Genomic DNA, 24,903 nt, shown 5'->3' with positions numbered 1-24,903 from the left:
GCGGGTCAGTCGACGGGGAACTCGCCGGTGTCGAGGGTGAGGCCGAACGGTTCCGGAAGCTTGACCGGGTCACCGAACTTGGCCGCGCTCAGCACCCGGTACACATCGCCCTTCGGTTCCCCGTAGAGGGTCACGGTCGGACCTCCGGGAGCCCAGCGGTCGACCAGGAGGTAGAGCGGGATGCCGGCCGTCGCGTAGGCGGCGGGCTTGCTGACGCGGTCGTGGCGGGCGTTCGACTTGGAGGTGATCTCGACCACGAGTTCGGCGAGGGCGGCGGGGATGTGGGAATCCGCCTCCGCGCATTCCTCCACAGGCGCGACCAGCAGGTCCGGGACGAGCATGCCCAGCCGCGTGGGCACGGCGATGGCCTGGGTCTGGAAGATCTCCAAGTGCTCGGGGATCACGGAGTACAGGCGACGCTGGATGCGGGCCGCGATCACGTTGTGGCGGGACGCGGGAGCAGGTGACACGGTGATGATCCCCTCGATGATCTCCACCTTGCTGCCCTCAGGCCATTCCATCTCCTCCCAGAACCGGACCAGGTCGTCCCAGCCCTGCTCGGGGTCGTGGCTGACGGTGAGTGCGCTCATGGCGATCTCCTATCGGTGCGTCACCGATCCCAGCATGCCGAACGGGACCGGCGCAGGTCCACCGGTCCCGTTCACCCGAAGAGGGAAAGCGCAGGTCAGGCGATACGTTCCAGCACCACCGGCGAGGCGGTGAAGGGCGTGCCGGCGGGGGCGATGTCGTACGCGCCCTCCACCGCCGCCAGGGCGTAGGCGAAGCGCTCCGGGGTGTCCGTGTGGAGGGTGAGCAGGGGCTGGCCCTCCGTCACCCGGTCGCCGGGCTTGGCGTGCAGCTCCACACCCGCGGCGGCCTGCACCGGGTCCTCCTTGCGGGCGCGGCCCGCGCCCAGGCGCCAGGCGGCGACGCCGATGTCGTAGGCGTCCAGGCGGGTGAGGACGCCGGAGGCGGTGGCCTTGACGACGTGCTGCTCCCTCGACGTGGGCAGGGGGGCGTCCGGGTCGCCGCCCTGGGCCGCGATCATGCGGCGCCAGACGTCCATGGCGGAGCCGTCGGCGAGGGCCTTCGCCGGGTCGGCGTCCTTGATGCCGGCCGCGTCGAGCATCTCGCGGGCCAGGGCGAGGGTCAGTTCGACGACGTCCGCCGGGCCGCCGCCGGCCAGGACCTCGACCGACTCGCGGACCTCCAGGGCGTTGCCCGCCGTCAGGCCCAGCGGGGTGGACATGTCGGTGAGGAGGGCGACCGTCCGCACGCCGTGGTCGGTGCCGAGGCCGACCATCGTGGAGGCGAGCTCCCGGGCGTCCTCGATCGTCTTCATGAAGGCGCCGCTGCCCACCTTCACGTCGAGCACCAGCGAGCCGGTGCCCTCGGCGATCTTCTTGGACATGATCGAGGAGGCGATCAGCGGGATCGCCTCGACCGTGCCGGTGACGTCGCGCAGGGCGTAGAGCTTCTTGTCGGCGGGGGCGAGGCCGTCGCCCGCCGCGCAGATCACCGCGCCGACGCCGTCCAGGACGGACAGCATCTCCTCGTTGGAGAGCAGGGCCCGCCAGCCGGGGACCGACTCCAGCTTGTCCAGGGTGCCGCCGGTGTGGCCCAGGCCCCGGCCCGACAGCTGCGGGACGGCGGCGCCGCAGGCCGCGACGAGCGGGGCCAGTGGGAGGGTGATCTTGTCGCCGACGCCGCCCGTGGAGTGCTTGTCGGCGGTCGGGCGGGACAGGGAGGAGAAGTCCATGCGCTCGCCGGAGGCGATCATCGCCGCGGTCCAGCGGGCGATCTCGCGGCGGTTCATGCCGTTGAGGAGGATGGCCATCGCGAGGGCGGACATCTGCTCGTCGGCGACCTCCCCGCGGGTGTACGCGTCGACGACCCAGTCGATCTGCGCGTCGCTGAGCTCGCCGCGGTCCCGCTTGGTGCGGATGACGGAGATGGCGTCCATGGCCATGGCTGACGTTCCTTCCGGGAGTGCGAAGGGGGGAGCGGGAGGGGAAACGCGCGGCCCCTCCGAGCGGCTGTCGGCTCGGAGGGGCCGTGCGGGGGTCACCGGGTGAGGTGGTCCGGGCCGAAGGCCTGCGGGAGCATCTCGGACAGGGTCAGGATGCCCGCCGGGGTCTCCAGCAGCATCTCCGGGCCGCCGAACTCGTACAGCAGCTGGCGGCAGCGCCCGCAGGGGACGAGGACCTCGCCGTGGCCGTCCACGCAGACGAAGTGGGTCAGCCGGCCGCCGCCGGTGAGCTGGAGCTGGGAGACCAGGCCGCACTCGGCGCACAGGCCGATGCCGTAGCTGGCGTTCTCGACGTTGCAGCCCGTCACCGTGCGGCCGTCGTCGGTCAGGGCGGCGGCGCCGACGGCGTACCCGGAGTAGGGGGCGTACGCCCGGGACATGGCGTCCCGGGCGGCCCGGCGCAGCGCCTCCCAGTCGGCGCCGGTCACTTGCCCTGCCCCTTCCGGTAGGGCAGGCCGTCCGCCTTGGGCATGCGCAGGCGCTGCGCGGACAGGGCGAGGACGACGAGCGTGACGACGTACGGCGTGGCGGAGACGACCTGGTTGGGGACCTCGTCGGTGCCCGCGTACCAGGCGAAGACCAGGGCGCCGACGACGAAGGCGACCGCGGCCTTGACGTACTGCTTGCGGACCGCCAGCCAGATGGCGCCCACGAGCAGCAGCAGCGCGCCGAGCAGCAGCAGCGCGTGGACGTTGGCGGAGCCGCCGCGCAGGTTGAGGCTGTCGGTGTAGCCGAACAGGCCGGCGCCGATGGCGAGGCCGCCCGGCATCCAGTTGCCGAAGATCATCGCCGCGAGGCCGATGTAGCCGCGTCCGCTGGTCTGGCCCTCCAGGTAGAAGGGGTTGGCGACCAGGGAGAGGAAGACGCCGCCGAGTCCGGCCAGGCCGCCGGAGATGATCACGGCGAGGTACTTGTACGTGTAGACGTTGACGCCGAGGGACTCGGCGGCGACCGGGTTCTCGCCGCAGGAGCGCAGCCGCAGCCCGAACGGGGTGCGCCACAGGATCCACCAGGTGGCGGGGATGAGCGCGACGGCGATCAGGGTCAGCCAGGACACGTTGGTGACCAGGCCGCCGAGCAGGCCGGCGACGTCCGAGACGAGGAACCAGCCCTTGTCGTTGAGGTCGCCGAGCGCGTCGGACAGTCCGGGCACGGTGAAGTGGCCGAGGGAGTCCACCGCCGGGGACTGCTTGGCGGAGCCGCCGGGCTCGCCCTCGAAGGCGAGGGGGGCGAGGTAGCGGGTGGCGCCCAGGGCGAGGATGTTGATGGCCACACCGGAGACGATGTGGTTGACGTTGAAGGTGACGGTGACGATCGCGTGCAGCAGGCCGCCGAGCGCGCCGCCGACGATGCCGACGAGGACGCCGGTCCACGGGCCCCACTGGAAGCCGGCCCAGGCGCCGAACCAGGTGCCGAGGATCATCATGCCCTCGAGGCCGATGTTGACGACGCCCGCGCGCTCGGCCCACAGGCCGCCGAGGCCCGCCAGGCCGATCGGGACGGCGAGCTGGAGCGCGGTGGACATCTGGCTGACGTTGGTGATGCCGTCGGCGCCGGTGATCAGGCGGACGAGCGAGGTCAGCGCCAGGGCCCCGGCGATGAGCAGCAGCAGGACGGGCAGCGACAGGCGGCGGCCGGTGGGCGCCGCGGGCTGCAGCGTGGGCTGGTTGACGTCGGTCGCCGTGGTCTGCGGGGTGGTCATCGGCCAGCCACCTCCTTCGTGGTGTCGGTGCCGGCGCCCAGGACGTGGCCGGCGGCCAGTTCGGCGCCGACGCGGCGTTGCTGGCGGCGCAGGCCCCACTCGCGGACGGCCTCGTAGGAGACGACGACGGCCAGGACGATCAGGCCCTGCATGATGACCGCGATCTCCTTGTCGTAGCCGTGGTAGTCCAGCTCGGGGCTGGCCTTGTCGAGCCAGGCCCACAGCAGGGCGGCGAAGGCGATGCCGACCGGGCTGTTGCGGCCCAGCAGGGCGATGCCGATGCTGAGGAAGCCGATGCCGGTGGGGAAGTTGAGGCTGTAGGTGTGGGTGTCGCCGAGCAGGATCGGCAGGCCCGCGAGACCGGCGATGGCGCCGGAGATGAGCATGGCGGTGAGCACCATGCGCTTGGGGTCGACGCCGCTGGCCGCCGCGGCGGACTCCGAGGCGCCGGAGGCGCGCAGGTCGAAGCCGAAGCGGGTGCGGTTGAGGACGACCCAGTAGCCGATGCCGAGCAGAGCGGCGAGGACCACCAGGCCGTAGATCTCGCCGGCGGCGCCCAGGTCGATGCCGGGGATCCAGCCGGAGTCGTGCATCTCGCCAGTAGTGTTGTTGTTGCCGATCTTGACGCCGAAGACGTCCGGCAGCCACAGGTAGCTGATGACGGAGGTGGCGATCGCGTTGAGCATGATCGTCGCGACGACCTCGCTGACGCCGCGGGTGACCTTGAGGACACCGGCGATGCCGGACCAGAACGCGCCGGTGAGGGCGGCGGTCAGCAGCAGCAGCGGGATCTGGAGGAACGCCGGCAGGTTCGCGTGGGCGCCGACGATCGCGGCGATCATCGCGGCGAGCTGGTACTGGCCGTCGACGCCGATGTTGAACAGGTTCATCCGGAAGCCGATGGCGACCGCCAGGGCGGCGATGTAGTACATCGACGCCTGGTTGACGATCAGGACCTGGATGTCGGAGAACCCGGCCTGCTCGAACATGAGGGCGAACGGCTCGACGGGGTTCTTGCCGGAGGCGATCAGCACGATCGCGCTCAGCACGAAGGCCACGGCGAGCGCGATGACCGGCCCGGCCACCGCGAGGAGCACGCGCTCCTTGTCGAACTTCTTCATCAACGGGCCTCGTCTTCCGCACCCCGGCCGCCGTCGGCCGGGGTCTCTTCGTGTTCGAGGTGGCCGGACGCGGCACCGGTCATCGCCGAGCCGAGCTCCTCGGGGGTGATGGTGGCCGGGTCGGCGTCCGCGACCAGGCGGCCGTCGTAGATCACGCGGAGGGTGTCGGACAGGCCGATCAGCTCGTCCAGGTCGGCGGAGATCAGCAGCACGGCCAGGCCCTCGCGGCGCGCCTCGCGGATGTGGTCCCAGATCGCGGCCTGCGCGCCGACGTCCACCCCGCGGGTGGGGTGGGCGGCGATGAGGAAGCGCGGCTTGTGGCTCATCTCGCGGCCGACGATCAGCTTCTGCTGGTTGCCGCCGGACAGGGAGGCGGCGGTGACGTCGATGCCGGGGGTGCGGACGTCGTACTGCGTCACGATCCGGCGGGTGTCCTCCTGGGCCGCCTTCGGGTCCAGCCAGACGCCCTTGGCGTTGGGCTTCTCGGTGACGTGGCCGAGGATGCGGTTCTCCCAGAGGGGGGCCTCCAGGAGCAGGCCGTGGCGGTGGCGGTCCTCGGGGATGTAGCCGACGCCCTGCTCGCGGCGCTTGCGCGTCGGCCAGGCGGTGATCTCCTCGTCGCCGAGGCGGATCGTGCCGGAGTCGGCGTGGCGCAGGCCGATCAGCGCGTCGACCAGCTCGGTCTGGCCGTTGCCCTCGACGCCCGCGATGCCCAGGACCTCGCCGGCGTGGATGGTGAAGGTGACGTCGTCGAGCAGGGCCTTGCCGCCGGGGGCGGTCAGGCGCAGCTTCTCGACGGTGAGGACCGGGCGGTCGGTGACCGTGGACTCGGCGGTCTCAGGCGTCGGCAGCTCGCTGCCGACCATCATCTCGGCGAGCTGACGCGGCGTCGTCTCGGACGGGACGGCCGTGCCGACGGTCGTCCCGCGGCGGATGACGGTGATGTCGTCGGCGACGGAGAGGACCTCGCCCAGCTTGTGGGAGATGAAGATGACGGACAGGCCCTCCGCCTTCAGCTCGCGCAGGTTGTCGAAGAGGGCGTCCACCTCCTGCGGCACGAGGACGGCGGTGGGCTCGTCCAGGATCAGCGTGCGGGCGCCGCGGTAGAGGACCTTGAGGATCTCCACGCGCTGGCGGGCGGCGACGCCGAGCTCCTCGACCACGGCGTCGGGACGGACGCCGAGGCCGTAGCGGTCGGAGATCTCCGTGATCTTGCGGCGGGCCTTGGAACCGATGCCGTACAGCTTCTCGCTGCCCAGCACCACGTTCTCCAGGACCGTGAGGTTGTCGGCGAGCATGAAGTGCTGGTGGACCATGCCGATGCCGCGGGCGATGGCGTCGGCCGGCGACGAGAAGGAGACCTGCTCGCCGTCGATCGCGATGGTGCCCTCGTCCGGCTTCTGCATGCCGTAGAGGATCTTCATCAGCGTCGACTTGCCGGCGCCGTTCTCGCCGACGAGGGCGTGGACGGTGCCCTTGCGGACGGTGAGGTGGATGTCGTGGTTGGCCACGACACCGGGGAAACGCTTCGTGATCCCGGCGAGCTCGACGGCGGTCACCTGACCGTTGACCGCCGCGCCGGCCGGAGGGCTGCTGGACGCGTTGATGGCGCACTCTCCTGGGGACGGGGGTCGTCTACGCGCGTAGCGCCCCTACGGCATCGAAACGGGTGGCGCACCGGGCAACGGGGTACGGGGAGACTGCCTCCCCGTACCCCGCTGCGCTCACGCGACCCGGCGGCTGCACGCTGATGCGAAGTGGTGCAGCGTCAGCTGCTCTTGACCTTGATCTCGCCGCTGACGATCTTCTCCTTGGCCGTCTTGATGGCTTCCTGGAGCTCGGCGTTCTGCGCGAACTTCGGGTTGGAGTTCGACAGGCTCACCTCGCCGCTCTTCAGATCGCCCCTGACGATACCGGTCTGCGGCTTGCCGTCCTTCACGGACTTCGCGAGGCTGTAGACCGCCTTCGCGACGTCCTTCATCGCCGAGGTGAGGATGGAGTCCTTGTACTTGGCGAGGGCTTCCTGCTTGTACTGGTCGGAGTCGACGCCGATCGCCCACACCTTGTTGGCGGCGGCGGCCTCGATCACGCCCTGGCCGGACAGGCCGGCGGCCGCGTAGACCACGTCGGCCTTCTTCTCGATCTGGCCCTCGGCGGCGGTCTTGCCCTTGTCGGGGCTGGAGAAGCCGCCCTCCTCCGCCGTCTGCGTCAGGTACTGGGAGAGGACCTTGACCTTGGGGTCGGTGTCCTTCACGCCCTGCTCGAAGCCGGCCTGGAACTTGTGGATCAGCGGCACGTCCACGCCGCCCACGAAGCCGACGACCTTGGTCTTGGTGGACTTGGCGGCGGCGACACCGGCCAGGTACGAGGCCTCCTCCTCGGAGAAGACCAGGTCGGCCACGTTCTTGGCTTCGACGGTGGAGTCGTCCACGATGCCGAAGGTCGTCTTCGGGTACTTCTCCGCGGCGGCCTTCATGGCGGTGGCGTAGGCGTAGCCGACACCGACGACCGGGTTGTAGCCCTGCTTGGCCAGGGACTCCAGGCGCTGCTGCTTGTCGGCGTCCGTCTCGCCCTCGGTGGGCTCGATGTCGGCGGTGGTGTAGCCGAACTCCTTCTTCGCCTGCTCCAGGCCCGCGTAGGCGGCGTCGTTGAAGGACTGGTCACCCTTGCCGCCGACGTCGTAGGCGATGGCGAGACCCTTGTCGCCCTTCGACTCCGACGACCCGGAGGTCGAGGTGCCGCCGCAGGCGGCGAGGGCGAGGGCCAGGGAGGCGGTCGCTGCGCCCGCGACCGTGATCCGGGAAATCCGGCGCATGTCTGGTGCTCCTGTCGTGCTAGCGCCGGACGGTTCGGCTTCGGCGCTGACTTCGCCGCAGATTAACGCGCGTAGACCTGCCTGAAAACCCCTTCTGTCCACCTTGTTATCCGCCCGTGGCCAACACCTCGCGCCCGGCGGCCCGTGCCTCGCCGACGGCACCGGGGGCGTGGCACTGGGTGACGCTGGGCGACTTGGGGCGGGGCCGACGGCACGGGCGGCTCCCGTGGGATGCACCGGGGATGTGCCGGCGTTTCGTACACGTTCGCCAGAGTTCGCCCGTTCGGTGGCGCCCCGGCCGGGCCGACGGGCGCTGCCAGCAGCCGGCGCGGGCGCGTCGGCGACGGCCACGCCGCCATGGATCGGCGACATGGCCGCAGCCCGAGGCCGCCCGCGGAGCCGGGGCCCGGCCCGCTGCCGGACCGGGCGGCTCAGGCAGGCGCCCGGTTCATCGGTTCCCGACCCGGTTCCCCGGCCCCCGGCCTCGGTTCACTGGCTCCTGACCTTGATGGAGCCGTCGATGATGGCCGCCTTCGCCTTGGCGACCGCGTCCTTCAGGCCCGGGATCCCGGCGAACTGCGGGTTGCTCTCGGTCAGGCCGACGCCGTCGACCTTCAGGTCGAAGGTCCGGGTGCCGGTCAGCGGCTTGCCGTCCTTCACGGACTTGGCCAGGGCGTACACCGAGCCGCCGACGTCCTTCGTCGCCGAGGTCAGGATCCGGTCCTTGTACGGGGCGAGGGCTTCCTGCTTGTACTGGTCGGAGTCGACGCCGATCGCCCAGACCCCGGCCTTGGCGGCGGCCTCGATCACGCCCTGGCCGGACAGGCCGGCGGCGTGGTAGACGACGTCCGCCTTCTTCTCGATCTGGCCCTCGGCGGCGGCCCTGCCCTTGTCGGGGCTGGAGAAGCCGCCCTCCTCCGCCGTCTGCGTCAGGTACTGCGAGAGGACCTCGACCTTGGGGTCGGTCTCCTTCACGCCCTGCTCGAAGCCCGCCTCGAACTTGTGGATCAGCGGCACGTCCACGCCGCCCACGAAGCCGACGACCTTGGTCTTGCTGGCCTTCGCGGCGGCGACCCCGGCGAGGTAGGAGGCCTGTTCCTCGGCGAAGACGAGGGAGGCGACGTTCTCGCCCTCGACCACGGAGTCGACGATGCCGAAGGTGGTGTCCGGGTACTTGGCGGCCACGGTCTCCATCGCCGGGCCGTAGGCGAATCCGACGCCGATGACCGGGTTGTACCCCTGGCGCGCCAGTGAGGCCAGGCGCTGCTCCTTGTCGGCGTCCGTCTCGCCCTCGGTGGGCTCGACGTCGGCGGTGGTGTAGCCGAACTCCTTCTTCGCCCTCTCCAGGCCCGCGTAGGCGGCGTCGTTGAAGGACTGGTCGCCCCGGCCGCCGATGTCGTAGGCGATGGCGAGGCCCTTGTCGCCCTTCGTGCCGCCGTCACCGGCGTTGTCGCTCTCGTTGCTGGTACCGCCGCAGGCCGTGACGGCGAGGGCGAGCGAGGCGACCCCCACCACGGCGCGAGTCAGTCTCGATATCCGGCGCATCCGAAGTTCCCCATTCTCCGAAACCCGCAGCGGGTGCTCGGTCCGGCGCACATTAACGCGCGTAGAAACCCTCGGGAACGGGGTTTCGCGGGGCCGTTATCCATTCGTGCCGGTGGCCTGTTACGCCGTGGTGAACCACCGGAACGAAGGGGACGGGAGAGGACGAGAGAGGGCGGAAAAAGGGGACCGTCCCGCTCCGGTCGGGTCAGGGCCGGAGCGGGACGACGGCGGCTCAGCCCAGGGCGTCGAGGAGCGCGGCGGCGGTGAAGAGCTCCACGCCGACGGTGATGGCGTGCTCGTCCACGTCGAAGTCGCCCTGGTGCAGGTCGCGGATGGTGCGCTCGCCGGGCGGGCGGACGCCGAGCCGGGCCATGGCGCCGGGCACGCGCTCCAGGTACCAGGAGAAGTCCTCGCCGCCCAGGCTCTGCTCGGTGCCCTCGATCGCGTCCGCGCCGCGCCGCGCGGTCATGGCCTGGCGCAGCAGCTCGGTGGCGACCGGGTGGTTGACCACCGGCGGGACACCGCGGACGTAGGTGATCTCGGACTTGGCGCGGTGCAGGTTGGCGATCTCGTCGATCGCCGCGACCACGACGTCGGGCGCCTGCCGCCAGGCGTCGAGGTCGAGGCACCGGACGGTCCCGGCCAGTTCGGCGTGTTGCGGGATGACGTTCGGGGCGTGCCCGGACTCGATCCGGCCCCAGGTGACGGCGAGCCCGCTGCGGCTGTCGACGCGCCGGGCGACCAGCGCGGGCACGTCGGTGACGACCCGGGCGACGGCGGTGACCAGGTCGGTGGTGAGGTGGGGGCGCGCGGTGTGGCCGCCGGGGCCGTCCAGCGCGATCTCCAGCCGGTCGCAGGCGGAGGTGATGGGGCCCTCCCGCAGCCCGATCCGCCCGGCGTCCACCCGGGGGTCGCAGTGCACGGCGAGGATCCGGTGGACCCCGTCGAGCGCCCCGGCCTCGATGGCTTCCGCCGCGCCGCCGGGCAGCACCTCCTCCGCGGGCTGGAAGATCAGCCGCACGGGCCGGGGCAGCAGGCCCTGCCGGTGCAGCTCGGCGAGGACCAGGCCGGCTCCGAGGACGACGGTGGTGTGCACGTCGTGCCCGCAGGCGTGCGCCCGGTCCGGCACGGTCGAGCGGTACGGGCACTCGCTCTTGGTGTCGGGGATGGGGAGGGCGTCGATGTCGGCCCGCAGGGCGAGTATGGCGGAACCGGCGGGGCCGCCGGGGCCATCGGGCTGCGCCCCTCCCCCGATGCCGATGTCGCAGATGAGCCCGGTTCCGGCAGGCAGGACGCGGGGCGCGAGGCCCGCTTTCTCCAGCCGTTCCTTGATCGCTGCGGTGGTGCGGAATTCCTGGTTGCCCAGCTCGGGGTGCATGTGCAGGTCGCGGCGGAAGGCGACGAGTTCGGCGCGCAGTGCCTCGGGCAGCGCGCCGGGAAGCAGGGCTTCTCCGGGAAGGTCGACCTCGGACTCTGGGGACATCAGTTGCTTCACCCTCTGAAGGGTAGGACGCCCAGGCGGCCGGTTGACCCGCGATCAACAAAAATTCAGCCCGTCAGGGGAAGAAAATCTGGCCGCCCCACGCATATCTGTCGAATTTCCTGGGTAGGCTCGCCGGTTTTCGCCGGTCGAGTGGATCACCGGAATCCACGGGAAGCGGTGTCGGCGCACCGCTCCCCGGCCACCCGTCTCTCTCACGGATACCACGCCCCGCCCGGCCCACGCGTCCGCGTTCACCAGACGGACGGCCCGGCGGGGTCCGCCGGGCCGTCCGTGGTTCCGCGTGCCGCCCGTGCCCGTCAGCCCAGGAGGGCGCGGACGGCGGTGACGAGCTGGTCGGCGGCCTGGGCGAGCGCCCCGGTGCCGGCCAGGCACAGGGCGAGTTCGCGCATCCGGTCGGTGAGGGCCGGACGGCCGGTGGCGGGGAGGCCGGCCGCCAGTTCGCCCTCGATCGCGGTGAGGGCCTCCTCGGCGGTCCGCCGCTGGGCCGGGGTGACGGCATCGCCCGCGCTCGCCTCGGCGAGGAGGGCGCGCAGCTGCGCGGCCAGGGCGTGTACGTCCTGCGCGGCCCGGCCCTCGTGGACCGCGCGGGCGCCCGCGCCGGCGGCCAGGGCGGAGCCGGAGACGTGGGCGTTGCCGCCGATGACGATGCCGTGGTTGACGCCGCCGGGCTCGCTCATGGTGGGACTCCTCTGGGGTGTGGGCTGTGGAGTGTGGGGTGTGGTCAGGAGGGGGGAGGCCGTGGTACGGCGGGGACGGGGGCCGGGACGGGTCAGGACGAGCCGGCGGGTGTGGCGTCCGGGCGGGCCCGGGGGCCGGTGACGGTCTGGCCGCCGAGGCCGGCGACGGCCTGGGCGCCCGGGCCGGCGGCGATGGCGCCGTGCATGGCGCCGCCCGTCATGATGACGCCGTTGTTGAGGATGACGTTGCGGCGCTCCTCCAGCTCGGAGGTGTCCAGGCCGTGGTCTTCCAGCAGCTTGCCGAGGTCGGCGAGGAGCCGCAGCTCGATGCGGCGGGCGGCGCGCTGGACGTCGACGCGCTGGAAGTAGTTCGTGTACGTGTCGGAGCCGGCGCGTTCCCGCAGGCCGGTGCGTGCGCCGAAGTCGAACCTCCGGTCGTGGGCGATGACGTCCTGGAGGTGTTCCTCCCGGCGCTCCTGCGCCATGCCGGAGAGGAGGTGGCGCAGCGGGCGGGCGATCGGGCCGCCGAGGCTGTCGTGCATCGCGGAGAGCGCGGCGGCGGCGACCCGTGCGGTGTGCTCGCCGTGGTGGCGTTCGGTGAGGCGGTCCACCTCCTGGTAGGCGTCCCGCACCGGGGTGAGGACCGAGGCGGTGCTGTTGAGGTGCAGCGTGCCCAGGACCACGGCGGCCTGGATGTGGACGGTGAGCACGATGTCGGCGTCCCAGCCGCTGACCTGGACGCACAGGCAGTGCCGCACGGGGCCGTCGACGAGCCCCCGGGCCTGCCGCACGGTCTCGTCCGGTACGCGGTCGGCCGGCCGGGCGGTCAGGCGGGCGTGGTCGCCGGCCGGCCAGAAGAGGGTGCGGGAGAAGGGTTCCGGCCCGTCCAGTTCGGAGCCGTCGACGTACACCCGTTCCTCGACGGAGAGGCCGGTGACGCCGCCCGAGACGCGTCCGAGGGCGCCGAGGCCGTCGCGGAGGGCGTCGACGAGGGCGTCCGTGGTGAGGGGGGTGGCCGGCGCGGCGCCGGGGGCGGGCCGCAGCCGCAGGTCGAGCGACCAGGAGGTGAGCTCGGTCCCGGAGCCGGTGAAGGGCCGGTAGCCACTGTGGATGACGAGGTTGCCCTCGCCCGCGGGGACGGCCCCGGTGTCCGGGGGCGGGGCGGGTGCCGGCGCGCCGGGCACCAGCTCGCGGGAGGCGGTGCGCCAGACCTCCTGCTGCTGCCGCCAGGCCGCCCACCACGGCACGCCCGCCAGCAGCACGGCGGTGCACAGCAGCGCCGGCAGGAAGGTGGACGGGCCCCAGGGGGACAGCGCGGTCTGGGCGTACGCGCACAACGTGGTGCTCACGGCGGTGGACAGGCCGGAGGCGGCGAGGCCAGACATCGGGGTGTCGACCCGCAGCGAGCCGTCCTTCTCCCTGCGCAGGCTGTGCATGCCGGGCAGCCGCCGGACGCCGCCGCGCACCCCCGCGGAGAACTTGGAGATCACGACGCGGGTGACGGCGGCGGCCGGTACGACGAGCGCGGCGGCCAGCCAGGCCGCGGACACCACCATGTCGCGGCGGTGGACGGCCTCCAGGGCGCGCCGGGCGTGGTGGAGCAGCAGCCGCCGGTCGACGCCGTACGAGGGGGCCCAGGCGCGGTGCCGCTCCTGTTCCAGTTCCCGGACGACGGCGCGGGCGAACGGCTCGTCGACCCAGGCGCCCGCGCACAGGTGCCGGGTGGGGGTGTTCCACCGGACCGGCGGCTCCGCGCCGGCCGGGGACACGGGCGGTCTGGGCCCGGGGAGGCCCTTGGTGAGATCCGTGGTGGCGGGTTCGTGTTCCATGCGGCCCCCCGAGGCTGTGGTCGGGTCGAGGTGTGCAGGGAACAACGAGGGACGAGGGGCCGGGGTTGCGGGGCACGGGCGCCGCGGGGACGGGCCGCCGGGCGTGGGCCACCGGGGCGCGGGCCACCGGGATGCGGGCGCCAGGACTCAGGCCGCCCGGGCGCGGGCCACCAGGATGCGGGCGCCAGGACTCAGGCCGCCCGGGCGCGGGCCGCCCAAGCACGGGGGCCGCTCGGGACGCGGGCCACCCGGGCAGGTGACTATCCGTGCGCGCGGGGGGACTATCCACTCTCCCGGAGGGAGTCCGCCTGCTGGTGAGGACTACCCGTGCGCGCGGGGGGACTATCCGGGCACGGGGGGCTATCCGGTGATCGCCACCGCCGCCAGGCGGTGCACGTCCCGTGCCGAGCCCGTCACCCCGGACAGGAAGCCCTGCGCGCGCGGGGAGGCGTGCCGGGTGAGCCACGCCGGGTCGATGTCGCAGACGGCGACCTTCACCTCCGTACCGGCCAGGGCCAGGGGCAGGGTGTGGACGACCGTGGAGGGGAAGCTGAGGACGGTGCGGCCGACGGGGCCGCGGCGGGCGATGAGTTCCAGGGGGAGGTCGGGGCGGACGATCTGCAGGCCGGTCTCCACGGCCAGCCGGTGGAGTTTCTCGGCGCTCTCGCGGCGGTGGGCGAAGTAGCGGGCCGCCCCGTGGGTCTTCGCCAGCTGCCGTACGGCGGCCACGTACCGGTCGCCGTCGACGACGCCGGTCTCCACCAGCGAGGTGCCGACCATGTCGGCGCCCTTGGTGAGGCGGGGCGGGCCGAAGCGGGCGCGGGTCCAGGCGAAGGCGTTGGGGGTGACCGTCACGCCGTCGGGGGCCTGCTCGATCGGCATGGCGGAGAAGACCTCCACCCGGCGGCCCCGGGACGGGGCCAGCCGGCGGCGGGCGGCGGAGGACACCGGGGCGAAGAGCAGGTCGCGCGGGCCGGGGCGGCCGCCCTTGCGGTGCCAGCGCACCAGGCGTTCGCCGCGCGCCAGCTGGGTGACGAACTCCATGGTGGCGGTGCCGTCGTCGACGACGACCAGGTCGCGGGCGCGGGTGAGGGTCAGCAGGAGCTGCACGTAGCGGGAGAAGGGGTCGCCCAGGACGATCCGCTCGGCGTGGCGCAGAGCGCCCGTCAGGCCCCCCACCGTCCGGAAGGGGGCCGCGGCGCCGCCGCGGGCCTCCTCCCAGCGGACCTCGTGGCCCTCCTTGCGGGCCAGTTCCGCCATGCGGCGCAGCTGGCCCCGGGTCATCGGGTCGACGGGCGAGAGCACCACCAGGGCGAGTCCCGCGCCGGGCGCGTGCAGGTGCGCCCACTCCAGCACGTTCAGGAGCTGTACCGGGCTCTCGACGAAGGCGAGAGTGGAGGGGCCGGCATTCCCGGCGCGGGGGCTCATCGGCGTACGACCGTCCCGTCGTAGGGCGTTGGGGGGAAGGGTGGGGCGGGTCAGACGGAGAGCGGCTCGCCCGCGGCGGCGGCGATCTCCGCCTCGGCGACGGCGCCGGGGACCCGGCGCAGCTTCTTCATCGGGCCGAGCTCGGACTCGTAGACCTTCTTGACGCCGTCGCCGAGCGCCTCCTCGATGGTGCGGATGTCGCGGACCAGGCGCGCGAGGCCCTGCGGCTCGACGGAGGCGGCCTGGTCGGAGCCCCACATGGCGCGGTCGAGGGTGATGTGGCGCTCGACGAAGCAGGCGCCGAGGGCGACGGCGGCGAGGGTGGTCTGCAGGCCGGTCTCGTGGCCGGAGTAGCCGATCGGGACGTTCGGGTACTCCTTCTCCAGCGTGTTGATCACGCGGAGGTTCAGCTCCTCGGCCTTGGCCGGGTAGGTGGAGGTGGCGTGGCAGAGCAGGATGTTGTCGCTGCCGAGGACCTCGACGGCGTGACGGATCTGCTTCGGCGTCGACATGCCGGTGGAGAGGATGATCGTGCGGCCGGTGGCGCGCAGGGCGCGCAGCAGCTCGTCGTCGGTGAGGGAGGCGGAGGCGACCTTGTGGGCGGGGACGTCGAACTTCTCCAGGAAGGCGACGGCCTCGGTGTCCCACGGGGAGGCGAACCAGTCGATCCCCTTCTCCTTGCAGTACTCGTCGATCTGCCGGTACTCGTCCTCGCCGAACTCCACGCGGTGGCGGTAGTCGATGTACGTCATCCGGCCCCAGGGGGTGTCGCGCTCGATGTCCCACTGGTCGCGCGGGGTGCAGATCTCCGGCGTGCGCTTCTGGAACTTGACGGCGTCGCAGCCGGCCTCGGCGGCCACGTCGATGAGCTTGAAGGCGTTCTCCAGGTCGCCGTTGTGGTTGATGCCGATCTCGCCGGTGATGTAGACGGGGCGGCCGGGGCCGGCCTCGCGGGAGCCGAGGGTGCGCAGGCGGGAGTTGGTGCTCATGATCAGGGGGTCCTTACTCGGTGGGCTGGGTGAGGGGTTCGGGAGAGCGCTCGCGGGAGCGTTCGGGGGAAGGGAAGCGGGGGTCGGGGGCGTCGAGCGAGGGGCCGAGGAGCCAGCCGGCGATCTCGCGGACCGCGCCGTCGCCGCCGGGGGCGGTGGTGACCGCGCGGGCGGCGCCGCGGACGATGTCATGGGCGCTCGCGACCGCCACGGGCCAGCCGACGAGGGCGAAGCACGGCAGGTCGTTGACGTCGTTGCCGGCGTAGAGCACCCGCTCGGGGGCGATGCCCTGCTCCTCGCACCACTGCTTCAGCGCGACGTCCTTGCGGTCGACGCCGTGCAGGACGGGGATGCCCAGCTTGCGGGCGCGGGCGGCGACGACCGGGTTGGTCTCGGTGGACAGGATCAGCAGGCGCAGGCCGCTGCGGCGCAGGGCGGCGATGCCGAGCCCGTCGCCGCGGTGCACGGTGACGAACTCGCGCCCGTCGGCGTCGATCAGCACCCGGTCGTCGGTCTGGGTGCCGTCGAAGTCGAGGACGACCGCGTCGACGTCGGCGGCGGCCGGCAGCGCGTCGGAGCGGTGGGCGTCGAAGAGGGGGGCGAGCGCGCGGGCGCGGGCCAGGTCGTGCGGGTCGTCGATCTCCAGGACGCGGGCCGGGTCGGTGCGGACCAGTTCGGTGCGGCCGAAGAAGCGGTGGCGGTGCGCGCGGAAGCCGGCCGCGTCCATCGCGTAGGCGGCGCCGGTCTCCAGGAAGTCCTGGGGGCGGTCCTGGCGGCGGGGCCGGAACGCCTTGTCGTGGTTGACGCCGTGACCGCCGTCCCCGGCACCGTCGCCGTCGCCGTCGCGCCAGACGAAGCCGTGGAACGGGGCGACGGTGACGGCCGTGTCCGCGCCGCCCTCGGCGACCGCGCCCGCGACCCCGTCGACGTCCTCGCGGACGAGGAACGGGCTGGTGCACTGGACGAGCAGCACCACGTCGACGGGCGAGCCGTGCAGCGCCTCGTGGGCGTCCAGGGCGTGCAGCACCGCGGCCTCGGAGGTGGCGGTGTCGCCGGCGATGGCGGCGGGCCGCAGCACGACCTCGGCGCCGGCCTGGCGGGCGACGGCGGCGATGGCCTGGTCGTCGGTGGAGACGACGACGTCGGTCACCAGCCGGGTGGCGCGGCACTCGCGCACGGCGCGGGCCACCAGCGGGACGCCGCCCACGGGGGCGAGGTTCTTGGCGGGCACGCCCTTGGAGCCGCCGCGCGCGGGGATGACCGCGAGGACCCGGCGCACCGGTTGCGGATCGGACATGGGTTCTGCTCCTCGGTCGGGGGTCGGGGCGGTCACAGCTCCCCCATCCGCCGGATGACGGGCGCCACGCGCTGCACGCCGTGCCGGTAGGCGCCGCGGGCCGCGCGGCGGACGATCTGCCGGACCGGGCCGGGCTCCCGGTCGGCGGCGGGGGCGCCCGGCAGCGGGGTTCCGTCGGGGCCGAGGTGGTGTCGGGCGAGGATGCCGGGCAGGTAGCCGGGGGCGGTGACGGGGGTGTAGTACGGGGTCAGCGGGGGCAGGCCGCCGGACCGGCCGAGCAGCCCCGCGATGCGCTCCCGCGCGGTGTCGAACGCGGTCTCGTAGGCGCCGTCGGCCGCGACGCCCTGCCGGGCCAGCCACTCCTCGTCCGGCACCGGGCGGTGCCCGGCGTCGAGCTGGTCCCAGGAGGCCAGGCAGCCGGAGCCGGTGAAGTGGTGGTTGCCGAGCGCCTCGCGGATGCCGAGGTCGGTGAGGACGACGGTCGGGATACGGCGGTGCAGGGCCTCCAGGGCGGCCGTGGAGCTGACCGTCACCAGCAGGTCGGTGCGGTCCAGGACCTCGCCCATGTGGCCGTAGACGAGGCGGAAGTTGGGCGGCGGGTCCGCCTTCTGGGCCAGCTTCTGGTAGGGCAGTTCCTCGATGTGGGTGGTGTGTTCGCCGGGCTTGGAGCGCAGCTTCAGCAGCACCTGGCGCTCGGGGTGGCGGCGGGCGTGCCGGACGAGCCGGTCCAGCAGGTACGTACGGTCCGCGCGGCTCTCCGGGACGGAGGGCTGGGCGGCGAAGACGACCGTGTAGGGGTCGTGCCCGCCGGTGTAGGGGGCGCCGCCCAGGAACGGCAGCGCCACCTCGGTCACCGCGGAGGCGTCGGCGCCGACCCCTTCGTACACGGCGCGGAAACGCTCGGCGTCCTGGCGGGAGTTGGCGAGGACGAGGTCGGCGCCGTGCCGCAGCAGCAGGCCGTCGGCGAGCTTCTCGTAGACGACGCCGACGTAGCCGGTGACGACGACGGGGCGGTCCGTACGGTCCTCCCACACCCGCTTCAGGCCGTGCAGCATCGCCTGCACGCCGCCGCCGACCAGGGCGAGGACCAGGACGTCGTACGGCTCGCGCGCCATGGCGCGCAGGAACTCGACGGCGGTGACCTCGCTCAGGGCGTCGGCGCGGACGCCGACCTCCCGGAGCTGGCGGGCGGTGGGGGTGGCGCGGCCCCGCAGGAGGTAGCCGTCCAGACGGACGTCCGATTCCCGGGGGGCGGTGCGCCGCGCGGTGAGCGCGCCCCATTTCCACCGGGTGTCGGAATCCGCGAGGACGGCCACGCGGAGGGCTTTCCCCTCGTCGGTCGCGCGGGCCGCGCTTGCTGTGTCTGCTGCACTTGCTGGCACGCCGAAGACGCTAGGAAGGCATTTCTAGGAACCGCCCAACCCGAACGCAACAAACGGTTAACAGCACATCGCCGAATGGGGAATCGGACCGTGTGACGTCCGGAAAAGCGTTCGCTTCACACCTTCGCCACGTGCCGTTCACTCCGCATCAAGCCGCAGGTAAAACCGAATGCCGGGCCGCGGCCTACCGTCGCCTGCGTGCTCAAGCTCTCCGTCATCGTGCCGTTCTACAACGTGCAGCAATACGCCCCCGACGCCCTGAGGAGTCTGCGCGCGAACGCGCGGGACGACTTCGAATTCATTCTCGTCGACGACTGCTCGACCGACGGGACACCGGACATTCTCGCGCGCGCGGAGCGCGAGCTGCCCGGCGCGGTGCTGGTCAGACACGAGCGCAACGGCGGCCTGGCGACCGCCCGCAACACCGGCATCGACCGGGCGCGCGGCGAGTACCTCGCTTTCCTGGACGGCGACGACTGGCTGGCGCCCGGGTACTACGACCGGCTGGTCGCCGTCATCGAGAAGCTGGGCTGCGACTTCGTCCGCACCGACCACGTGCAGTGCACGGGGCGGGCGCGCACGGTGCGCCGCGTGCCGCACGGCCGCAGGAACGTCCCCCTGTGCCCGCGCGACGCGATCCTGCCCGCCCACCGCACCACGTCCGTCGACTACGCCTACGCCTGGGCCGGCGTCTACCACCGCCGGCTCGTCGACCGCGGTCTGCTGCACTTCACCGACGGGCTGCGCACGGCCGAGGACCGGCCGTGGATCTGGAAGCTGCACCGGGAGGCGGAGTCGTTCGCCGTGACCGGGCTGCTCGGCGTCTTCTACCGGCGCGGGGTCGCCTCGTCGCTGACGCAGATCGGCGACGCCCGCCAGCTCGACTTCGTCCGCGCCTTCGACCAGGTGCTCCGGGAGACCGCCGAGGACCCCGACGCGGACCGGCTGCTGCCCAAGGCCGTGCGCACGTACTGCGCCATCATCTCCCACCACCTGGGTTCCATCGAGAGGTTCGAGCCGGCCGTGGCCCGCAGACTGAGGACGATGAGCGCCGCCGCGCTGCGGCGGATGCCGCAGGACGCGCTCGACGAGGTGCTCCGCTCGATGGACGCCGAGCGCGCCGGGCGGCTGCGCCGGCTGCGCCGCCGCCCGGTGCCCGCCGGGGAGGTGGCGGCGTGACCACGCAGATCTTCCTGGCCTCCACGCTCTACGGCACGGCCACCCTCGCCGCCGCCCTCGACTCCGGCTGCTTCGCCCCTGCCGGCCGGCGGATCCTGGTGGTGTCCAACAACGCGGCGACGCCCGAGACGACGCCCTCGGCCGACGCGATGCCCGGCTTCGAGCGGCTGCGGACGCGGTTCGACGACGTCGTGTCGTGGAACGAGGTGATCTCCCCCTTCCACCCCGGCGGCTGGTCGCCGCGCACGGAGGACGTCCCGCTGTGGGAGCGGCATCTGCGGCGGCTGTGGGAGCTCGGCGACGACGACGTCGCCCTCGCCGTGGAGTCGATCCAGGTGCACCCGGCGCTCGGCGTGACGCAGATCTTCACCGACGCGCCGGTCACCGTCTACGCGGACGGCCTGATGAGCTACGGCCCCACCCGCACCAAGCTCGACCCGCTGGTCGGCACGCGCGTGGAGCGGCTGCTCCACCTGGACCTGGTGCCGGGCCTGACCCCGCTGCTGCTGACCGAGTTCGGCGTCGCGCCCGAGACCGTGCCGACCGCCGCGTTCACCAAGGTGCTCGCCGAACTGGCCGACACCGAGGACGCCCTGCCCGACGTCGCCGGGCCCGCCCTGCTGCTGGGCCAGTACCTGTCCGCGCTGGACATCCTCTCCCCCGACGAGGAGGAGGACCTGCACGTGCGGATGGTGCGGTCGGCGGCCGGCCTGGGCCACGAGCGGGTCGTGTTCAAGCCGCACCCCTCGGCCCCGGCCCGCTTCACCCGCACCCTGGAGCGGGAGTCCGAGCGGCTCGGCGTCGGCCTCACCGTCCTCGACACGCCCGTCCTCGCGGAGGTGCTGTACCAGCGCATGCGCCCGGCGCTGGTCGTCGGCTGCTTCTCCACGGCCCTGCTCACCGCGTCCACGCTGTACGGCCTGCCGGTCGCCCGCGTCGGCACGGACACGCTGCTGGACCGGCTCACCCCGTACGAGAACAGCAACCGCGTCCCCGTCACGATCGTCGACGCGCTGCTGCCCGAACCGTCCGACCCGGCGGCCGTCGCCGAACAGCGCCGGGGCACGGACACCGGCACCCTCACCGCCCTCGTCCGCACCGTCGGGTACGCGATGCAGCCGAAGATCCTGCCGCAGCTGCGGCCGGAGGCCGAGGAGTACCTGAGGACGCGGCTGGACGCCCACACCTGGCGGTACTTCAAGAAGAAGCGGCTGACCTCGCTGGGCCTGCCCGGCGGCATCCCGCAGCGGCTGGCGTTCCTGCCCCGCAACTCCGCGGCACGCAGGGTGGTGCGGCGGGCCCGGGCGCTGCGGCGCTCCCTGAAGCGGTGACGCCGCCCCGCCCCGTCCCCGGCCCTGACCGCGAACGGCCGAAGGAGTCGTGCCCGTGACCGAGACGGCCGTCACGGCGTCCGCGCCGCACCCCGGCACCACCGCCCCCGCCGGGCCGCCCCCGGCCGCCCCCGCCCCGGCCCGCGCGCCGAACCGGCTGCGCGCCCTGGACGGGCTGCGCCTGCTGGCCGCGCTGATGGTGGCCGTCTACCACTACGGCGGGCGCGGCGGTGAGGTGAGCGAGGCGTGGGGCAGCTCGCCCAAGCACCAGTTCCCCACGTTGCACACCCTCTTCTCCTACGGCTGTCTGGGCGTGCAGATCTTCTTCGTGATCAGCGGGTTCGTGATCTGCATGAGCGGCTGGGGCCGCTCCCTGTCGTCGTTCTTCGCCTCCCGGGCGTCCCGGCTGCTGCCCGCGTACTGGGTGGCGGTGGCCTTGGTGACGGCGGTGTTCGCGCTGCCGGTGGTCGCCTACGACGCCGTGTCGCCGAGCGACGCGCTGGTGAACCTGACGTTGCTTCAGCAGCCGCTGGGGGCGGACCGGGTGCTGGGGGTGTGCTGGACGCTGTGGGCGGAGGTCCGGTTCTACGCGCTGTTCGCGCTGTGCGTGGTGGTGCCCGGGGCGAACCGGCGGCGCGTGATCCTGTTCTGCGCCTGCTGGACCCTGGCGGCGGTGCTCGCGCAGGCCGCCGGCGAACCGCTGCTCGACGTGGTCCTCATGCCCGAGTACGCGCCGTTCTTCATCGGCGGCATCGGCCTCCACCTCGTCCACCGCGACCGGCGGGACGCCTGCGGCTGGGGCATCGCGGCGGTCGGCTTCCTGATCGGGCAGCACCACGCGGTGGACGCGTTGTGGAACGCGGCCGATCCGCACGCCTTCGCCCACCGCACCACGGCCGGCATCGTCCTCGTCGTCGCCTTCGGCTTCGCGGCGGTCGCCGCGGTCGCGCTGGGCCGGCCGCGGTGGGCCGACCGGCGCCTGCTGACGGTGGCGGGGGCGCTGACGTACCCGTTCTACCTCGTGCACGAGCACCTCGGCTGGGTGGTGATCCACGCCCTGCACCGCGGTCTGCGCCTGGGCTCGGCGGTGACCTTCGCGCTGACCCTGGCCGCGATGCTGCTGCTGGCCTGGCTGCTGCACCGGTACGTCGAGAAGCCGCTGACCCCCCGATTGCGGGCGGTGCTGTCGGGCATCCGGTGAATTCTTCACACGATATGCGGCGTGGAGCTGGATCGGCGTGCGCCCGGGAGGCACCCTCCCCCCATGGCCACTGCACAAGCAACCGAGACATACCCCGGTGAGCTGAACGACGTCCCCGGCTGGTTCTGGCCGCTCGACCAGATGCTGTTCACGTGGTTCCTGGAGCGGCAGGCGGCACGGGGCCCGCGGGGCGACCTGCTGGAGCTGGGCGTCTACCTGGGCAAGAGCGCGATCCTGATGGGGCATCACCTCCGGGAGGGCGAACGGTTCACGGTGTGCGACCTGTTCGGGAGCGAGGCTCCGGACCAGGCCAACCGCGCGGAGTCGGCGCAGTCGTACGCCTCGCTCACCCGCCAGGCGTTCGAGCGGAACTACCTCTCCTTCCACGACACCCTGCCCGAGATCGTCCACGCTCCGACCTCGGTGATCACCCAGGAGGTCGCGCCGGGCACCTGCCGGTTCGTCCACATCGACGCCTCGCACCTGTACGAGCACGTCCGCGACGACATCGGGGCGGCCCGCGAGCTGCTGCTGCCCGACGGCGTCGTCGTCCTGGACGACTTCCGCTCCGAGCACACCCCCGGCGTCTCCGTCGCCGCGTGGGAGGCGGTGCTCAACCGCGGCCTGCGCCCCGTCTGCCTCTCCTCCCAGAAGCTGTACGGCACCTGGGGCGACCCCCGGCCCCTCCAGGAGGAACTGCTCGCCCTGCTGCGCCGGCGCGAGGACTGCTCGGTGAGCGTGCAGGAGGCCGCCGGGCACCGCCTGGTGCGGGCCCGCGCCAAGGGCATGCAGCCGCCGCCGTTCCCGCGCTCGCGGCACTACGTGGCCCCCGTCCCGGCGCCCCGGCCGGGCCCGGCGGCACGGCGACCCGCCGGCACCGCCCGCGCCCGCCGCCTCGCCGTGGACCTGCTGCCTCCGGTCGTCACCCGGGCCGTCCGCCGCTACCGCGCGGGACGCGTGCGCCGGGCGCCGGGGGCGCGGGCGGGTTCGTAGCGCGCCGGGGTGTAGGCGGGCTCGTAGCGCCGGGGCGTGGGCCCGGCCCTCAGGCGCTCGCCAGGGACAGCTTCACCGCGAAGCCCAGGAACAGCGCGCCCGCCGCCGAGGTCGCCGTCGCCGACAGGCGCTTGCGGCGGCGGAAGGCGGCGGCCAGCCTGGTGCCGCTGAAGATCAGCGCGCTGAGGTAGAGGACGCTGGCCAGCTGGGCGAGGGCGCCGAGGACGACGAAGGAGAGGGCGGGGTAGGCGTAGCCCGGGTCGACGAACTGCACGAAGAAGGCGACGAAGAAGAGGATCGCCTTCGGGTTGACGAGGCTGATGACCAGGGCGCGGCGGTAGGGCCGCTCACCGGCGGCGGCACCGGCGGCCGGGGCGGTGCCGCCGGCGTTCCCGGCGGTCTCGTCGCTCCTGTCGCGCCGGGTGCGCCACATCCCCCAGGCGGCCCGCAGCATGCCCACGGCCAGCCACGTCAGATATCCGGCCCCGGCGTACTTCACGATCCCGAACAGCAGGGCGTTGGCCTGGAGCAGCGAGGCGACCCCGGCGGCCGACAGGGTCATCAGCACGGTGTCCCCGCACCAGACGCCGGCGGCGGCACGGTAGCCGGCGCGCACACCGCTGCGGGCGGCGACGGAGAGGACGTACAGGGAGTTGGGGCCGGGGAGCAGGACGATCAGGACGAGGCCCGCGAGGTAGGTGGGGAGGTCAGTGACGCCGAACATGGAGGGAGTGTCGCACGGCGGTGCGACACTCCCGTTTCGATTTCCGGAGAGCGAGACGCTCAGTCGTCGCCGTCGAGGAGGGTGCCGACGGTGAGGTCGAGGCAGACCCCGACGGACTCCGGGACGGGGACGGTCTCGCCTCGCTTGAAACACTGAGGCTCGGGATACTTGCCGCCGGCCGGGTCGGTGTGGAGAAGGACCTCGCCGTGCTTGCGGTCGACGACGAGGTAGGCGGGGATGCCGGCGCGCGCGTAGATGTCGACCTTGGTCGCTGTGTCGTTCGTCCAGTTGGAGGATGTGACCTCCAGAACAAGGCGGAAGACGTACGGCGCGTAGCAGTTCTTCTCGACCAGGGCGTCCCTGTAGTCCGCGTCGACGACAGAGAAGTCCGGCACCGCGTAATCGTCCGGTCCGGTCGGCAGCCAGAGACCGATGCCCTGTACGTACCTGACTCCCGCCTGCCGGGCGCGGGCTTTCGCGAATTCCTCGATCAGCCAGGTCAGCGTCTCTTGATGCGGCCCATCAGGCGGCGGTGTCACGACAATGCTCCCGTTGAGGATCTCCACCCGGTGCCCGGGCAGCTCCTCCCAGAGCCGGTCTGCAGCGTCGGCGAGCGACGACTCGTGCAGCATCACAGCCACGGCACCCTCCTTACGGGAACACCCAACACGAGCGTAACCGGGTACGTGCACTTTCCGCCCTTGATCATCCATACGGAGGATCAGCCCACGTCAGAAGGCATCCGACGGCACGTACGTCCCCCACACCTCGCGCAGCGCGTTGCACACCTCGCCGACGGTGGCGCGGGCGCGCAGGGCGTCCTTCATGGGGTAGAGGACGTTGTCCTCACCCGCCGCGGCCTTCTTCAGGGCGTCCAGGGCCGAGTCCACCGCGCGCCGGTCCCGCTCGGCGCGCAGCCTGGCCAGCCGCTCCGCCTGCTGGGCCTCGATGGCGGGGTCGACGCGCAGCGGCTCGTACGGCTCCTCCTCGTCGAGCTGGAAGCGGTTGACGCCGACCACCACCCGCTCGCCGGAGTCGGTCTCCTGGGCGATGCGGTAGGCATTGCGTTCGATCTCCTGCTTCTGGAAGCCGTGCTCGATCGCATCGACCGCGCCGCCCAGGTCCTCGACCTTGCCCATCAGCTCCAGCGCCGCCGC

Annotated in this window: 22 protein-coding genes; 4 read left to right on the top strand and 18 right to left on the bottom strand. The window is 72.8% G+C overall.

The genetic code is table 11. The annotated features are described in order from the left end of the window. Positions 1–5 precede the first annotated feature (5 nt). From ABZ340_RS29385 to ABZ340_RS29315, 15 genes are all read right to left on the bottom strand, one after another. Complete coding sequence (locus ABZ340_RS29385; protein ID WP_358784872.1) at positions 6–590, bottom strand: Uma2 family endonuclease; 585 nt, start codon at positions 588–590, stop codon at positions 6–8. 95 nt (positions 591–685) lie between these two features. Further along, positions 686–1,969 (bottom strand): thymidine phosphorylase, encoded by a 1,284-nt coding sequence (locus ABZ340_RS29380; protein WP_358784871.1) that lies wholly within the window; start codon positions 1,967–1,969, stop codon positions 686–688. Positions 1,970–2,064: 95 nt separating this feature from the next. Beyond that, positions 2,065–2,457, bottom strand: coding sequence for a cytidine deaminase (locus tag ABZ340_RS29375; protein ID WP_358784870.1), 393 nt, complete (start codon positions 2,455–2,457; stop codon positions 2,065–2,067). Then, a complete protein-coding gene (locus tag ABZ340_RS29370) occupies positions 2,454–3,731 on the bottom strand; it encodes an ABC transporter permease (RefSeq protein WP_358784869.1) in 1,278 nt (425 codons plus the stop codon). Before ABZ340_RS29370 ends, ABZ340_RS29375 begins: the two co-directional genes overlap by 4 nt. Continuing rightward, positions 3,728–4,852 carry an ABC transporter permease gene (locus ABZ340_RS29365; RefSeq protein WP_358784868.1) on the bottom strand — a complete coding sequence of 375 codons (1,125 nt, stop codon included), beginning with the start codon at positions 4,850–4,852 and terminating at the stop codon, positions 3,728–3,730. The genes ABZ340_RS29370 and ABZ340_RS29365 overlap by 4 nt, the downstream gene beginning before the upstream one ends. Continuing rightward, a complete protein-coding gene (locus tag ABZ340_RS29360; RefSeq protein WP_358784867.1) occupies positions 4,852–6,411 on the bottom strand; it encodes an ABC transporter ATP-binding protein in 1,560 nt (519 codons plus the stop codon). The genes ABZ340_RS29365 and ABZ340_RS29360 overlap by 1 nt, the downstream gene beginning before the upstream one ends. A gap of 209 nt (positions 6,412–6,620) precedes the next feature. Beyond that, the gene (locus ABZ340_RS29355) at positions 6,621–7,667 is read right to left on the bottom strand and encodes a BMP family ABC transporter substrate-binding protein (protein WP_358784866.1); all 1,047 of its coding nucleotides are present in this window, start codon (positions 7,665–7,667) and stop codon (positions 6,621–6,623) included. A 489-nt stretch (positions 7,668–8,156) separates the two neighbouring features. Beyond that, positions 8,157–9,212: a BMP family ABC transporter substrate-binding protein gene (locus tag ABZ340_RS29350; protein WP_358784865.1), complete on the bottom strand. Its 1,056-nt coding sequence runs from the start codon at positions 9,210–9,212 to the stop codon at positions 8,157–8,159. Positions 9,213–9,444: 232 nt separating this feature from the next. Further along, a complete protein-coding gene (locus tag ABZ340_RS29345; RefSeq protein ID WP_358784864.1) occupies positions 9,445–10,695 on the bottom strand; it encodes an amidohydrolase in 1,251 nt (416 codons plus the stop codon). Between the two features lie 317 nt (positions 10,696–11,012). Next, positions 11,013–11,393, bottom strand: a complete 381-nt coding sequence (locus tag ABZ340_RS29340; RefSeq protein WP_358784863.1) for a hypothetical protein — start codon at positions 11,391–11,393, stop codon at positions 11,013–11,015. Positions 11,394–11,485: 92 nt separating this feature from the next. Then, a complete protein-coding gene (locus tag ABZ340_RS29335) occupies positions 11,486–13,222 on the bottom strand; it encodes a hypothetical protein (RefSeq protein WP_358784862.1) in 1,737 nt (578 codons plus the stop codon). A 360-nt stretch (positions 13,223–13,582) separates the two neighbouring features. Continuing rightward, positions 13,583–14,650, bottom strand: coding sequence for a hypothetical protein (locus ABZ340_RS29330; protein ID WP_358784861.1), 1,068 nt, complete (start codon positions 14,648–14,650; stop codon positions 13,583–13,585). A gap of 50 nt (positions 14,651–14,700) precedes the next feature. Then, positions 14,701–15,639, bottom strand: coding sequence for an N-acetylneuraminate synthase family protein (locus ABZ340_RS29325; protein WP_358784860.1), 939 nt, complete (start codon positions 15,637–15,639; stop codon positions 14,701–14,703). A gap of 13 nt (positions 15,640–15,652) precedes the next feature. Continuing rightward, complete coding sequence (locus ABZ340_RS29320; RefSeq protein ID WP_358784859.1) at positions 15,653–16,936, bottom strand: N-acylneuraminate cytidylyltransferase; 1,284 nt, start codon at positions 16,934–16,936, stop codon at positions 15,653–15,655. Between the two features lie 32 nt (positions 16,937–16,968). Beyond that, positions 16,969–18,252, bottom strand: coding sequence for a DUF6716 putative glycosyltransferase (locus ABZ340_RS29315; protein WP_358784858.1), 1,284 nt, complete (start codon positions 18,250–18,252; stop codon positions 16,969–16,971). A 264-nt stretch (positions 18,253–18,516) separates the two neighbouring features. Between ABZ340_RS29315 and ABZ340_RS29310 the strand changes: the two genes are divergently transcribed. The 4 genes from ABZ340_RS29310 to ABZ340_RS29295 all read left to right on the top strand — a co-directional run bounded on the left by ABZ340_RS29310 (position 18,517) and on the right by ABZ340_RS29295 (position 23,022). Continuing rightward, positions 18,517–19,497, top strand: coding sequence for a glycosyltransferase family 2 protein (locus ABZ340_RS29310; RefSeq protein ID WP_358784857.1), 981 nt, complete (start codon positions 18,517–18,519; stop codon positions 19,495–19,497). Beyond that, a complete protein-coding gene (locus tag ABZ340_RS29305; protein WP_358784856.1) occupies positions 19,494–20,828 on the top strand; it encodes an alpha-2,8-polysialyltransferase family protein in 1,335 nt (444 codons plus the stop codon). The genes ABZ340_RS29310 and ABZ340_RS29305 overlap by 4 nt, the downstream gene beginning before the upstream one ends. 55 nt (positions 20,829–20,883) lie before the next feature. Next, positions 20,884–22,029, top strand: a complete 1,146-nt coding sequence (locus tag ABZ340_RS29300; protein WP_358784855.1) for an acyltransferase — start codon at positions 20,884–20,886, stop codon at positions 22,027–22,029. A gap of 63 nt (positions 22,030–22,092) precedes the next feature. Next, positions 22,093–23,022: a class I SAM-dependent methyltransferase gene (locus tag ABZ340_RS29295; protein WP_358784854.1), complete on the top strand. Its 930-nt coding sequence runs from the start codon at positions 22,093–22,095 to the stop codon at positions 23,020–23,022. Positions 23,023–23,071: 49 nt separating this feature from the next. On the opposite strand, the gene leuE is transcribed toward ABZ340_RS29295, so the two are convergent. From leuE to ABZ340_RS29280, 3 genes are all read right to left on the bottom strand, one after another. After that, complete coding sequence (leuE, locus tag ABZ340_RS29290) at positions 23,072–23,746, bottom strand: leucine efflux protein LeuE (RefSeq protein WP_358784853.1); 675 nt, start codon at positions 23,744–23,746, stop codon at positions 23,072–23,074. A 59-nt stretch (positions 23,747–23,805) separates the two neighbouring features. Beyond that, complete coding sequence (locus ABZ340_RS29285; RefSeq protein ID WP_358784900.1) at positions 23,806–24,378, bottom strand: Uma2 family endonuclease; 573 nt, start codon at positions 24,376–24,378, stop codon at positions 23,806–23,808. A 99-nt stretch (positions 24,379–24,477) separates the two neighbouring features. Then, positions 24,478–24,903, bottom strand: a 426-nt coding sequence (locus ABZ340_RS29280; RefSeq protein ID WP_358784852.1) for a methylmalonyl-CoA mutase family protein, incomplete at its 5' end; no start/stop codon positions are given.

It is taken from the genome of Streptomyces sp. NPDC006134 (genome assembly GCF_040628835.1).
Lineage (GTDB): Bacteria > Actinomycetota > Actinomycetes > Streptomycetales > Streptomycetaceae > Streptomyces.
This window is presented reverse-complemented; position numbering and strand designations above follow the sequence as displayed.

Coding starts and splice junctions, on each gene's coding strand:
- ABZ340_RS29385 (WP_358784872.1), bottom strand. CDS start 590: ATGAGCGCACTCACCGTCAGCCACGACCCCGAGCAGGGCTGGGACGAC.
- ABZ340_RS29380 (WP_358784871.1), bottom strand. CDS start 1,969: ATGGCCATGGACGCCATCTCCGTCATCCGCACCAAGCGGGACCGCGGC.
- ABZ340_RS29370 (WP_358784869.1), bottom strand. CDS start 3,731: ATGACCACCCCGCAGACCACGGCGACCGACGTCAACCAGCCCACGCTG.
- ABZ340_RS29365 (WP_358784868.1), bottom strand. CDS start 4,852: ATGAAGAAGTTCGACAAGGAGCGCGTGCTCCTCGCGGTGGCCGGGCCG.
- ABZ340_RS29355 (WP_358784866.1), bottom strand. CDS start 7,667: ATGCGCCGGATTTCCCGGATCACGGTCGCGGGCGCAGCGACCGCCTCC.
- ABZ340_RS29350 (WP_358784865.1), bottom strand. CDS start 9,212: ATGCGCCGGATATCGAGACTGACTCGCGCCGTGGTGGGGGTCGCCTCG.
- ABZ340_RS29345 (WP_358784864.1), bottom strand. CDS start 10,695: ATGTCCCCAGAGTCCGAGGTCGACCTTCCCGGAGAAGCCCTGCTTCCC.
- ABZ340_RS29340 (WP_358784863.1), bottom strand. CDS start 11,393: ATGAGCGAGCCCGGCGGCGTCAACCACGGCATCGTCATCGGCGGCAAC.
- ABZ340_RS29335 (WP_358784862.1), bottom strand. CDS start 13,222: ATGGAACACGAACCCGCCACCACGGATCTCACCAAGGGCCTCCCCGGG.
- ABZ340_RS29330 (WP_358784861.1), bottom strand. CDS start 14,650: ATGAGCCCCCGCGCCGGGAATGCCGGCCCCTCCACTCTCGCCTTCGTC.
- ABZ340_RS29325 (WP_358784860.1), bottom strand. CDS start 15,639: ATGAGCACCAACTCCCGCCTGCGCACCCTCGGCTCCCGCGAGGCCGGC.
- ABZ340_RS29320 (WP_358784859.1), bottom strand. CDS start 16,936: ATGTCCGATCCGCAACCGGTGCGCCGGGTCCTCGCGGTCATCCCCGCG.
- ABZ340_RS29295 (WP_358784854.1), top strand. CDS start 22,093: ATGGCCACTGCACAAGCAACCGAGACATACCCCGGTGAGCTGAACGAC.
- leuE (WP_358784853.1), bottom strand. CDS start 23,746: ATGTTCGGCGTCACTGACCTCCCCACCTACCTCGCGGGCCTCGTCCTG.
- ABZ340_RS29285 (WP_358784900.1), bottom strand. CDS start 24,378: ATGCTGCACGAGTCGTCGCTCGCCGACGCTGCAGACCGGCTCTGGGAG.